The 14,354-nt window shown below is 30.8% G+C and carries 7 protein-coding genes and 1 tRNA gene; all 8 read left to right on the top strand.

What is annotated here, in order from left to right; all coding sequences use genetic code 4:
- Positions 1-284: 284 nt before the first annotated feature.
- Positions 285-5,792: a PDxFFG protein gene (locus ACXYRK_RS02040; RefSeq protein WP_458617847.1), complete on the top strand. Its 5,508-nt coding sequence runs from the start codon at positions 285-287 to the stop codon at positions 5,790-5,792.
- Positions 5,793-5,800: 8 nt separating this feature from the next.
- Entirely contained in the window at positions 5,801-8,842 is a 3,042-nt protein-coding gene (locus tag ACXYRK_RS02035) for an ABC transporter substrate-binding protein (RefSeq protein ID WP_458617845.1), read from the top strand.
- On the top strand, positions 8,843-9,898 hold the full coding sequence (locus ACXYRK_RS02030; protein ID WP_458617843.1) for an ABC transporter permease: 1,056 nt from the start codon (positions 8,843-8,845) through the stop codon (positions 9,896-9,898).
- A complete protein-coding gene (locus tag ACXYRK_RS02025; protein ID WP_458615079.1) occupies positions 9,899-10,951 on the top strand; it encodes an ABC transporter permease in 1,053 nt (350 codons plus the stop codon).
- Between the two features lie 8 nt (positions 10,952-10,959).
- Entirely contained in the window at positions 10,960-12,267 is a 1,308-nt protein-coding gene (locus ACXYRK_RS02020; protein WP_458597595.1) for an ABC transporter ATP-binding protein, read from the top strand.
- Entirely contained in the window at positions 12,260-13,582 is a 1,323-nt protein-coding gene (locus ACXYRK_RS02015) for an ABC transporter ATP-binding protein (RefSeq protein WP_435128902.1), read from the top strand. Before ACXYRK_RS02020 ends, ACXYRK_RS02015 begins: the two co-directional genes overlap by 8 nt.
- A 254-nt stretch (positions 13,583-13,836) precedes the next feature.
- The gene (locus ACXYRK_RS02010) at positions 13,837-14,100 is read left to right on the top strand and encodes an HPr family phosphocarrier protein (RefSeq protein WP_435128905.1); all 264 of its coding nucleotides are present in this window, start codon (positions 13,837-13,839) and stop codon (positions 14,098-14,100) included.
- Between the two features lie 68 nt (positions 14,101-14,168).
- Positions 14,169-14,253: transfer RNA gene (locus ACXYRK_RS02005), tRNA-Leu, on the top strand.
- Positions 14,254-14,354 lie beyond the last annotated feature (101 nt).

Genomic DNA, 14,354 nt, shown 5'->3' with positions numbered 1-14,354 from the left:
AAAATGCTAGCCCGTAACGGACTAGCTTTTATATACCTTAAATTCTACGCTCTCATTTTATGATATTACAAATTTTATGCTGATAAAACAAATTATATGAATAATAATGTAAATAATTACTTAAAAACAAAATTATTTTAAAAAATTATTAAAAAATGTTAAAAATGCTCAAAACATATGATATATAGCACTCTTTAAAAACACAATAAATATATAAATATGAAAAATTATGGTAAAATTATATAGAATATTTATTTAAACCAACTTATAAAAAGAAAGGAAGTATGAAAAAACTAAAACTTAGTTTAAAAGCAAAAGTTTTACTTTCAGCCAGCATAATAACATTTACATCTGCTATAACTGTAGCAGCAATGTATGGATATGCAAATAACTCAGATGAGGTGCGTGGTTCATCGCTGCCTGTAAGTAAAGAAGAACTGAAAAACGATTTTTCTAAGTTATATAATGAAAATCATGAATTAACACCTGAAATCTTTATCACTGATCCGTCTAAAGAAAATGCAGTTGGATTTATTTCACCTGACTATAAATCATTTGGATTCAATGATAACAAAAGCAAACTTTATTCATTTGAAGACTTTTTTAATGAGTACTATAAAAGATACAATGAAAGTTTTATCTTAGCAGTTAAATATGGTTCATTTACATTTTATGATGAATATGTTTTAGCAGTAAAGCCAGATAAATTTATCGACTTTAGCAAGTGATTTATTAATAATGTTGCATGAGGACCAGATTTATTAACCTTGGATAGTTTTAGATTGGTACCAGGAGTAGAACAAAACGGAAATGCGATTACATTAGGATCGCATTCTACTTTACATAAAGAAGTAAGCGAAATCAAATTCTTCCCTGATGCATTCTTTGGTTCGATGCCAGTTTACTCAGTAATAGGTGGAGCGGGAAACCGAACCGATTCACTTACATATGCAACATTTAAAGATCAACAAGATAAAGTTACTGTTGATAACTTTTTAGCAACCATTCCACTTGCTTCTGCGATAAAAAATTCTCGTTCAGCAAATAATCTACCATTTTTATCGCTTTATAATCCAAACAGATTATTAGGAGAAACCTTTAAAATCTTTATTCCAAAAACTACACGTTTAGAAGATACATTGATTTTACCAAAAGATCTCACAGCATATACATTTACATTAGAAACCAAGGATGTTAATTTACCAACATCTGATAGTTCAGGGCATTCAGATGCCCCAAAAATAACTTATGATTCATTAGTTGATGCAAAAGTTACAAAAGTAACATCATCAAAACCAAATAATAGTGATAATCGAATCTTGAGTATCGAATTTTCTTATAAGGATGCAGATGGTAAAGATGCAAAATTTGTCTATGCAGCAGCAGAAAACGAAATCGATCCATATTTTGAAGTAAATTACAAAACATTTAAAGCTATTTTAGATCCAAAATTAAAACATTTTCTAGATTTCTTTGATGTTAAAGCATTTGAAGGACAAACACTTTGAATTTATGCTGATGAAAATGCTAATTTATCTGCATATGCATCAAAAGTCGAAGCGATGAATTCGATTGATTCATTGAGTGACTGAAGCAAAGTTCCCCAGGAAAGCAAAAATCGTTTACGTGAATTTAAAATTAAATCAATTGATGTTAAAAATAAACGTCTTGAAATTACATTAGAAAACACTAATACAAATATTCCGCTAATTATCACTTTTGATGCGATGCATATGAGTGATGCCGAAAATAAATTATTCGAACAATTTAAAGATGCAGTAGGGTACAAAGGTTCAATTAATCCAATTTCAATTAAATCAGGCCCAGAAGATATTAGCATCGTTGATAAAAATGGTAGACCTCTTAGAGGATTATCGACTCGTAAATATCAAATTTATAACGAAGTATATACCGGTTTAGTTGATAAAGTTCTTAAAAAGTTTCCACAATTAGCAAAAAAACTAAATGGACCACATATTCAAAGAACAATTAACGATCAAGGATTTTATGATTATAAATTAGTCGAAGGTGACTATTATGGATTACGTGATAGCGATCGTATAGGATTGCCATTATTGCTTTCTGCTACAATAGATAATTACGAAGGGATATCAACTGACTTCTTAAAATATGTTGCAACCCATGAATATGGACACCATTATACACTTGACCAATCACAAGCACTTAATCAAGACAGTAATGCCGTTGTTGTTGGAGGGATTTCTACTCGTGGTGGTTTAACTGAGACATCTTATTATTCAGCAAAATCATTGCGCAATTATTTAAAAGCACGTACTAATTTAGATTTTGTTCGTGTTAACGCGTTAGGGCAACAAACTGAAGATACTGATACAACAGGACAATACATTCGCTTCTTATTTAAAGATAAAAACGGAAAATTTGTTCGTGAAACAGACAAGCAAATTTGAGGAAACCCAATTCCAAACAGTGATGTGTTCAGTGTTTTGGATGAAAAAGATCGTAGATTTTTACAAGACTTTAAAGGAATGCAAGAAGCTGCAAAATTACGTGGAGCAAGATTAGGTGATTTATTTATAGCTAATTCATTTGATGAAAATTCAGGTACATTAAATCCATTTATCGAGGGTGTAAGCAAAACTTTTGAGAAAAAACAAATAGACGGAAAAGATGTTTATGTTTTTAAAGAAGTAGCAATCTCTGATATTGTTGAAAATATAAGAGATGGTTTAGGAAAATCGATTAAAGATGTGATTAAAATTGCTTCTCCAAATTCAATAATAATTTCAGTAGTTGAAACACAAAAAGATGCAAATGGTGCTACTATAGCAACCAAAATTAATGTCTTTGACAAAGATGGAAAACCAGCAATTAATGTTCCGTTAAATGAACCACTTGATGAAAAAAGTCTTGATTATATAAGTGAACAAACAAATATTATTAAGAGTACAATTGAGAGTTTATTAATTACCCGTTTTGCAGATTCAGGTTGAAACACCCGTGATACAGATTTTGGTGGTGTAATTGGTCCAATTCGTAAAACATTGCTTCAAGGAACCAATTTTACAGATAACGGATTTGTTGATTCTTTAAAATACCGTTCAGATGCAGTTGAATTAGATGCAGATTCAAACAGAATCGATCAAATTTACCAAAATAACACAAAACGACCAGGAACCCGTCGCGCATTAGAATATACAGCATTAACAGATAAAGGTGATTTATACACAAACCTCAGTGAAATAATTGATACATATGTAGGATTTATTTTGGAAAACCAAAATAGAGGTTCACAATTTCAAGATGGATATTATGCTCAATTGTTGAATGTTTTTGCTTTTGTTAAAGATGGAAAAATTCAAAAAGGATATACATTCCCGTTAATACTAAACAATCATTTTTCAGATAAAGTCCTTTATAATCCAGATGAAAATGGGCAATCTGATTTATGACCATATGCAAGACAGTTTAACAGTGATAACAATGCTAGTGGTCGTCCACAAATGAACCCGGCTTATGGAATAATGTTTAGTGGTTTTGGTTTATATAACATTGATCAAGACAAAAAATTTGTTCCATTCTTAGCTGGGATCGATGCAGATGGTAATGTTGTTTCAAAAGATACCTTCCAAAGCATAATTCGTAATCCTAGAAGTTTTTCTGCTCTTGTTGAAAAAATAGCATTTGTCAACTTTAATAAAAATACTGTAAAAAACTATAATTTATACAACTCATTTAATAAAGAGTTTTTAGCAACAGTTAAAAATGGAAATCAAAGCGAAACAACAGCAGCATTTGATAATTTCGAAAAATTTATTGAATTTACATCGATTGATTATTCTAAAGCATCATTAGAACCATTAACTGTTAAAGACGGTGCTCCCGTAATTAAATTTAATTGAGATGTTGATTACGTAAAAACTAAATTTGATTTTGATGCATTTAATGCAGCAGTAGCAACTTCAGATGAATCAGCAGAAAATAAATCAAGAATTGCAGCAGCAAGCGATCAAGAACTTGCAAATGAATTAATGTTAAGATTTAGAAATTCAGATTATTTCTGAACAGTTACAGACTTTAATCCAGCAACTCAGTTAAAAGAAAATCAAGCAATTTTTTCATCTAAATACGGAATCGATATTTTAAGTAATACTTTTACAGACAGCTTTTACTTTGATAAAAAATTTATGGTTGATAATGAATTTATCACACCAACACAAGAACGTACATCATATGATGCACTAGAGTTGCAAAAAATATTCTCTGATTATATAACTGGCATTGTAGGTAAAGATTCTGCTGCTAAGATACTAGAATTTACTAATACACAAGACTTATATCAATTTGTAGGTAATATCATTACTTACTTAGGACAAGGTTATCGTGATAATGATCGCATTTGATACCTAAGAAGAGCGGTTTATACTGTATTTAACAATGGATATCCTTCTTCTGATATTCTTGAATATAACTCTACGCGTGTTGAAAACTTGCTAAATGATAAATTTACTGACTATATATATTCAATTCCGGAAACTCTAACTCGTGATTATGTGCAAACTACATATGTCCCTGCCACAGCTGATTTTGGTAACTTGCCTACATACTTAACTAATGCAAACGAAGCATATACAGGACAAGATTATGTAATTGATGCAACTAAGTTAAAAATTTGAAATGAACGTAAAAATAGTTATTCAAATATTATTAATGCAAGTTTTGATGCAGTTAGAGCAGAAGCTTTTGATAAATTATTTAATCAAACCAAGGATATTTACTTTAAAAATTCATTAGATCGTCAAATCAAAGAATCATTAGCATCAGAAAACCAAATTGAAATACAAAAACTCGATAATCGAAATGCACAAATTGATAAGGAATTGAAAACTCAAATCACGGATGAGCAAAAGAAGCAATTAGAATCTGAAAAAGCAACTAATATAGCATCTAAAAATCAATTACAAGAAGCTAACAAGAAACTTAATGAAGAAATTGCTAAATTATTTGAAGAGCAAGACAAGCAACTACAAGATACATACGAAAAAGTAATTGGTGTATATAAAGGTAAATTATCTGATGTTTCTGATTCAAACGGAAGAAACGAGGATAGATCCTCATCATATTTTGGAAAACTTATAACCAAAAGCAACGGTTACTTCCAAGATCGCTATCAAAAAGTCGCTATTGGAATGCAACTTTATGATGATAATGGAAAAGAAATTATGGATGATGACATCCGTCTAAAAGACTTTAAAAATCAACCAATTAAATCACGTCCGAGAGCTTTCTTTATTTCACAATTACGTAATTTTGGTATCGGAGAGAGAACTGTAGCGGGTATCTTTAGAAATAAACGTATTGATTCATTAGCATTATACGGATATGTTTCTAATGAAGATGCTAAAAAGATAAAACAACTTCGTTTTACTGATATAGAAACAGGTGAGCAAAAATTCTTACCAATTAATATTAAAGGAACAAATAACGTCTTTTATCTCAAACAACAAGGTGATGCAAGTTCTAAAGTTAGGGTAGAAGATGAAGGATATACTTCATGAATATCTGATTTTGGAGTTATGGCTAAATACCGTAATACCTTATTATTACCAAAGCATCAATACTACATTCAATTTGTAGATGAAAATAATAAAGTTGTTTCCGATTTTACTTTAGGTGATGTAACTCAATTAGCAGAAAACGGAAAAACAGGAACCCAAGCATCAGTAACTATAAGACATAATGAAGATTCAAAAACACAAGATAAAGGTAAAGCAATAATAAAGATTGATTACCAATTTAACATAACAGGATAGGAGCTAATTTGAAAAAAAGGTTATGATATTTATTTACCACAACCGCTGCACTTTCATCAGCATCCTTGCTAGCAATAGCGTGTAGCACCAGTGGAAATAACACAACAAATACAAAGAGTCTAAATGAAGTTCATAGTCAAAATTCAGTAATTGATTATGATCTTGGTTTAGCAACTGAACCAATTAATAACTTAAACTATATAAAATATAAATCAGTTGATAAAATATTACCTTCATTAGTCGATTCATTTCTTAAAAGTGGACCAAACAGTGATTTAAAATCTATTACTAAAACAAGTCCGTTAAATATGGTTATGGTAGATACAGATGGAACTGTTAAAACAACAGAAGATAAAAAAACTGAACCGAGTTCAAACTTTAATGATTTCTTCAAATTTAAAAATAAATTAGAAGAAAGTGATGGTTTTGGTAGAGTTCGTGGTAGTTGATACGGATTACATGACTTTGGTATTACTGGTGGTTTAGGGCGTGCGACAATCGGTGATCCACAACGAAATGCAAGTATTTATGCATTCCCTAACCCAAAAAACAGCAACAACTATATGGCAGTAACTGGATTTCTAAACAACGGATTAAATCGCTGAAGTAACGGAGATGTTTCAACAGCACAAGATTTACGCGATTATTTAGAATATATTTTGGATATTAATACCGGATCACAAAAACTAGATTCTGTATTAAAATACTCAATTCGCGGGGCCGAGAAATTTGTTGCTGCTCAAAAAGACTATGTTGATAAATTTGGTGTACCATATAAAAATCCATGAGGCCGTAGAAAATATATTAAATTAGCTGATGGTAGTTACATTCAAGATCCAAGTGAAAAAGAGTGACAATCACAAGTTTCAAAAAATAATGTACCTGCTGATACAAAAGAAGTTGAAGCAATAAAAAAAGCTGCATTAGATTTTGGTTTTTATACAGGTCAGTTATATTTAGATTATAGTCTCGAACAAGTTAATGAAAGTATGGATTTAAATCCTAATTTCAAGATTGAAAAAGAATCACAAAGTTTTACATTCAGGGATCCGAAAGATAAAACTAAGACTTTTGTTCGCACATTAGTAAAAAATGTTTATGCAAATCCTTACCAAAATTTTAAATTTGATGAAGATGCAAGAAAAATTAAACCTACAATTGAGACATTAGCAAATAATTTAAATACTTTTACAATGATTTTTGATGAGAACAAGACACCAGGTTTATCATATATGCTATTTACTATTTTCTTCCACCTTTTCCCTGTAAATCGTAAGTATATTGAAACAGTTGCAGGCGGAATCGATGTCTTCGGATCACAAAAACAACACTTTTTAACAAATGGGCCATTTTTGATGAAACCTGAAAATGTTATTTTAGGTCCACAGGGATCATTATTGTTAGAAAAAAATCCAGATTATTTCGATGCAGAAAACACCATTTCAAACCGAATAAAAATTTATTTTTCAACTGACAGAAACACTAATGCAACATTCTTTGAAGATGGTTATATTTCACAAACTTATATTCCGGCTGAAAAAATAACACAATATTTTGCTAACCCTGAATATAAAAAATATCTAAATAAAAACACAGGTTATGGAACAATTGCTTTTGGATTTAACCTTGATAATGAAACAAACGCACAAAGTTATATACAAGATGAAGACCTTAGAAACGCAATTTTCTATGCAGTAAATCGTGAGAACCTGCTTAAAGTAGTTGGATGAGACTTTTCATTTCCAGTAAACACCTGAACAGCATATGGACAATATCGAACATATGATGGGAAAAATATCGAAACCTACTTTTCAGATATGAGTAGTGATGCAAAGGATGGGGTAAAATTCCCTTTACAAAATTATGATTTTGTAACTCATCTTTCAAAAGGATATACTTTTGAGAAAACACATCGTTATGATCAAACATATGCACCAAAAACAGCACAATTTTATATTGAACGTTTTAAAGTAAGACACAAAGGATTAAAATCTGTAACTTTAAAATTTTTAAACAACTCTAGTGATGAACAAAAGAAAGCAGGTGCATACTTAAAAGAAATATTAGGTAGAACTTTCGATGGTTTTGTAAACATTGATATTAAGAGTTTACCTGAAAACTCATTTGCTTCATTTATTGAAGAAGGAAAATACGACATTATCTATCAAAACTATGATAGATTAGGTGGAAATAGTGCTCAAGACTATGTTGCAGTATTCTTCAAACCCGATGAAATAGATAGTTTTAACCAAAAAAGTATTGCCTTTAAAACAAACCCAGTAGGTTCTTACACATATGCAGATTACATTCGCCAATTATATGTGCAAGCAACCAATTTAGATGTAGATAACTACATCGAAACAAAATTACAAACTCCGTTTTTAGCTTTAGTTAATGCATCACAAAGCGCAAAAGATGCATATGAAAAAGCTAAAAAAGGAGATAAGAATCATATAACAGCTTTTGAAGAAGCAGTTAAACCATTAATTGAAAAATTAAACAAAGACACATCAAGAATATTTAGTGACCGTTTAATTAAAAATTTAATTGAATATATGCTAATTCAAAATCCGAATATTAAAGCAGGACGTAAGGAAAAAATTCTTAATGAACTGTTATTAATGTTTGAAGGAATTGATAAATTAGCAGATGCTACACGTGCTACTGCAGATCGCTTACATATTCAGTGATCATTAGGAAAGATTGATACAAAAATAGATTTTTGACGTAAATTTATTGATTTATCTTTCATTCGTCCACAAGAAGATTCGCAAAGTTATACTGATAGAATAAATGCATTCTTTACCGGAAACTTTACAAATGCTGAGGCAAAATTAAAATGAACCCAAGAATATGTGTACATCTTCATCGGTGAACTTGAAAAAGTTATTCGTGATGCATCGATTGTTGTACCATTAATGGAAGTTGATACCAACTGAGAAATAACCAGAGTAGGTGGTGTAGATAGTCTTTATACATTTGCGCTGCAATATGCATATGATTTTACTAGACCACCAAAACCAGGATTACCAAGAGGGAGGGCAAAATAGATGAAATGATCTAAAACAAAAGAAAATAACAAAACTACTTATGTTGATGATAACTTTATAGTTTTTTCAAACAAAAGAACTAAAGATGCAACATTTGTTGAGAAATTATTTAACATTAATTCACCTTTATTAATTTCTTCTTGAAGATTTTTTAAGATTATTGCCGAATTCTTTATTATTGGATTAATTGTTATTACTATTACATTCTTTTTAATTAATGCCGTTCCTGGTTCAAATACTTTAACAGCTGGTTTAGATGATGTAGCAAAAAAAGCAATAGAAGCAAAATACGGTTTAGATCAGCCGTTAATTATAAGATACTGACACTATATAGTAAGACTCTTTCGCGGAGATTTTGGTATATCATTATCATTATTTCCTGCACAAGAAATAAATTCATTTATTTGAGAGCGCTTCTATAAATCATTTTTAGTAGGAATTTTTTCAGTATTATTAACTGTTGTAATAGGAATTTCTGTAGGAATATGAGTTGGTAAAAACCCAGGCGGAATAGTTGATAATGTATCAACTGTGTTAGTAAGTATTTTTTCATCGGTTCCTTCGATTATTTTTGCTTTAATATTAGTATTTATCGGTCGTTTAATTAACTTACCATATATCTTCGCTCAACATAATTTCCTAACATATATCCTACCTGGATTAGCGCTTTCTCTTGGAAGTATCATTGTATATATCAAATATATTCGTACCGAATTAAATCGTGAGTTAAACTCAGTGCATGCTAAATTTGCATATTTAAAAGGATTATCAAAAAACCGTTTTGTATGAAAACATGCACTTAAACCTTCACTCTTCCCAATCGCAACATTCTTCCCTGCTGTTATTTTCGGTTCATTTATCGGAAGTATCTTCATTGAGCAAATCTTCTTTATTTCTGGTTCTGGTGCAACATTACTACAAGCAATTCAAACAAAAGACTATAATGTGATTTTATTCTTAATTATAATGTTTACTTTACTTACTATTTTATCTTATGCAACTCGTGATATCTTATATGAAGTTATAGATCCAAGAGTGCGTAGAAAGGGGGCATAATTGGCATTCAATGATAAAAAAGAATCTAAATTAGTGTCTTCTTTTAAAAAGTATTTAACTAAATTAAAGCAACGTCAACAACTTGGTCCAACAAATGAACTAACTAAGGATGCTGCTCCAAGTATGATATTGCAACCGTTTCAATATCAAGCATGAAAAATAGTAGGTAAAACTTTTGATTTCCATGCTGATGCACATATGGGTGCAGAAACGAAGGTATTTAAAGAATTTGTATATCGTTATTCAAAGAGTTTTGCAGGTGTATTTGGTTTTGTTTTATTAGTCGTGATTATTCTTTTATCATTTATTATCCCATTTACTACACAAGATCCAAACTTATCCAATGTTGATGCAAGGTTCTTAACATTTAACCAAACAGACGAGCAAACAGGAATTTATCATATTTTTGGAACCGATTCAATTGGACGCGACATTTGGGCACGTTTATGACACGGATTGCGATACTCGATTGCATTAGCATTAGTTGTTACATTTATCGAAGTTATCATCGGACTTACCATTGGGATTTTAATGGGTCAATATGAACGTTTTGATCGTGTGATGACATTTATAATTAAGGTTATTTCAGTAGTACCGACAATCATTATTTTGATTTTAATGACAATTGTTGTTAGTCCAAGTTTCTGAGTAATTGTTTTTTCTTTATCATTTACATCATGAACAGGAATGGCTAATCAAATCCGTGCTCAAGTTAAGCGCGCAAAACACTTTGAGTGAGTTGCAGCTTCGAGAGTTTTAGGTACACCAGCATGAAAAATTCTTAAAAATTATGTTCCTGTTATCTTGCCAATACTGATTACTCAGTTAGTATTTACAATTCCTGGGGTAGTGCTTTCAGAAACATCATTAGCTTTCATTGGTTTAGCAATTGATGACGTTCCAACCTTAGGTAACCTTATTTCAGAAGGTCAAAAGGTCTTTCCTACCTATTTAAGATATGTTTTTGTTCCATCGACAATGTTGATTTTAATTACAACTAGTGTGCAATTAATAGGAGCGAGCGTCCAAGATGCCTTGAGACGTCAAAGATAGAGGTTATTGTGAGAAAAGAACAAAATAGTAGATGATTTAGACGTTTTGATACAAAAACTAACAAAACTACTAATGATTTAAGTTTAAAAAACCAAAATCAAGAATCTTTAAATCAACAAACTAACATTGATACAAAAACCTATGAACAACAAGTTTCAAAAAAACAAAAGAAATTTTCTTTATTTTCCCGTTTCAAACGTTCTTATTTCAATTGAGATAATTTTTATAAAAATGTACAATACCGAACTTTTGAAGATGGAAGTAAATTAAAAATTGCTGCAGAAATAAAAGATATTAAACTTTCTTTTACTAACCCAGCTCGTCCAGGAGAAAAAAATATTGTGCTTCGTGGAACAAGCTTGCAAGTTTATGAAGGTAAAGTTCATGCAATTATCGGTGAATCAGGATCAGGAAAATCAGTAATAACATCACTTCTATATGGACTTACTGGTGATAATGCTGTTATCGATGGTGGAGAAATTCTTTTATACAACAATAATGTTGAAAAATTCTCATTTCGCGATTGAGAGCGCTCACATTATCGTGGTCGTGTAGTTTCTGCTGTATTCCAAAACCCAATGTCAACACTTAATCCTACAATGAAAGTAGGAACACAAATTATGGAAGGGATGCTGTTAAATAAGGTTGTTAAAACCCGTAAAGAAGCTTATGATCGTGCTGTAGAGTTTTTAAAACTAACTAAAATAAATGATCCTGAAGCAGTTATGAAGTTATATCCACATGAAATGTCTGGTGGTATGGTTCAACGGGTAGTTATTGCTGCAATAGTTGCATTAGAACCAAAAATTCTAGTTATGGATGAACCAACCACTGCCCTTGATCCAACTGTGCAAGCATTAGTTTTAGACATTATTAAAGATTTACAAACTAAATTAAAGTTATCTATCGTATTTATTACCCATGATTTAGGTGTTGTTGCATCGATTTCAGATTACATTTCTATTATGTATGCAGGACAAATCATAGAAGAAGGAACAGCACATGAAATTTTACACTATCCACAGCATCCATATACATGGGGGTTAATCCTTAGCATGCCCGATGTTAACAAAGGAAGTCGTTTATCAACCATCCGTGGAAGTGTACCATCAAGTTTAAATAACATCAAAGGTGATGCTTTTGCGGTAAGAAATGATTATGCATTAGGGCGTGACTTTGAAATTGAACCAGATTTTTATTATGTTTCAGAGACTCACCGTGTTAAGTCTGCTTTATTAGATCCACAAGCTCCAAAATACCAACCACCTGAACTTATCCAAAGATTATGAAAGGAATTTTTAGCTGAAAATGAGTAACGAAAGAACATTATATAAAGTTAAAAGATTCTTATTTGGTGAAAAAGAAGTTTGACGAACTCAAACTAAAGGTGTAGCAGAAATGCTACGCCCAAAGCATGGTGAAAGTGAATTAGTAACTATGCGCAATGTTGATATCACTTATGGAAGTGGAATTAAAGCATTTAGAGCAGTCAGTGATTTAAATTTAAACATTTATAAAGGTGAAGTTTTAGGACTTGTTGGCGAATCAGGGAGTGGTAAAAGCACCATCGGTCGTGCTTTAGTGGGATTGGTTCCTTATAGCTTTGGTGAAATTAAACTACTTGATAAAACCTTACCGAGAAAACTTACTCGTGGGTTCAAAGTAGGTAAAAAACTTGCTGAATATAAAGCAATTGAAAACTTTTTAACCAACAAAGTTCAAATGATTTTTCAAGATCCGGCCAACTCGTTAAATCCACATGCTAATGTTGAAGCAATTGTTTCAGAAGGTTTAACTAATACCAAAAATGCAAAAGAAATTTTCTTGTATAACTATGATCAAGAAGCAAAAGTAAAATTATATAAAGAGTTTTCACAACAAAACCACCCACAATTTTTTGGAAATTATGAAAAAGAATTAGATATTAAAATAGCAACCAATGAAGATATTTCATATCAAGCATTCTTTGTAGATTTATATAACCAAGTGATTAAATTAAATCAACCACATATAACTAAACTATTTGATGAACTTAGAGCAGAACGTGATAAATTAAGTAAACATACTGAAAAAGAATGTAAGCGTTTATTAGTTCGTGATATATTAAGATCTGTTGGTTTAGATGAATCAGTATTGCGTAGATATCCATTAGAATTTTCAGGTGGACAACAACAAAGAATTGGTATCTCTCGTGCTGTTGTACTGCGTCCGCAGCTATTGGTTGCAGATGAACCTATCTCAGCACTTGATGTGTCTATACAAGCGCAGGTGGTTAATATTTTCAATGAATTAAAAGAAAAGTATCAACTTACAATTTTATTCATAGCACATGATTTACGTATGGTAGAATATATCTCTGATCGAATTGCTGTTATGAATAAAGGAAGATTGTTAGAAGTAGGAAAAACCGAAGAAATTATGAATCATTCATTGCATCCATATACCAAAAGCTTACTTGATGCAGTTCCTTCAATTGAAGGAAGCAAAGGAAGTTTGGTTGGATATGTTTATGATATCAATATGCATAAATATGATGAAAACAACCAACCTGAATGAATTAAAATAAACGATGATCATTTTGTGCTCGGAACTGCTCAAGAAGTTGCAGATTGACAAGCAGGAAAATATTAAAAACCTTGTTTTTGCAAGGTTTTTTTGTTTCTATCGTAAACAAATAAATCACTTTATTTTCATAACTATATTACTTTTATGTCTATATACAAGGTGAAAAATTTCAAATCACATAAAATATGCGATTTATTCCACAAATATGATAAATATTTAACAAAATATTACTTTATTTTAGTGAAAAACAGTAAAAAAGTATAAAATTTTATTTATGCTATCATTTGTAGCAATATTTAATAAAATAAAGAAAGGCTATTATGAAAGAATTTACAGCTAAAATAGTTGATCCGATTGGACTTCATGCACGTCCTACTTCAATTCTTGTAACTGTAGCTTCAAAATATAAATCTGATATTAAATTACAATCAGGTGGACGTGAAGCGAATTTAAAATCAATTATGAATATTATGTCTTTAGGTGTTAAATGTGGAGCAGAAGTAACTGTTAAAGTTATGGGCGAAGATGAACAAGAAGCATTTGATGCCATTCATGATGTATTTGTAAAGAACGAATTAATTTAATTAAAATGCTTTGCGTTTTAATTTTTTTAACTTTTTTGTAAAAATATGCTAAAATATAAAAACAAAAAGCCCGAGTGGTGAAATTGGCAGACACGCTAGACTAAGGATCTAGTGGAGTAATCCGTGCAGGTTCAAGTCCTGTCTTGGGCACCAAAATTTATCAAATTAGTTATATTAAGAGCATACATACAAGGATTGAATTTTCTTTTCAATCTTTATATGTGTGCTTTTTGCTTGTATTTAGCACCAATAAT

It is taken from the genome of Mycoplasma sp. AC1221, from assembly GCF_054353815.1.
This window is presented reverse-complemented; position numbering and strand designations above follow the sequence as displayed.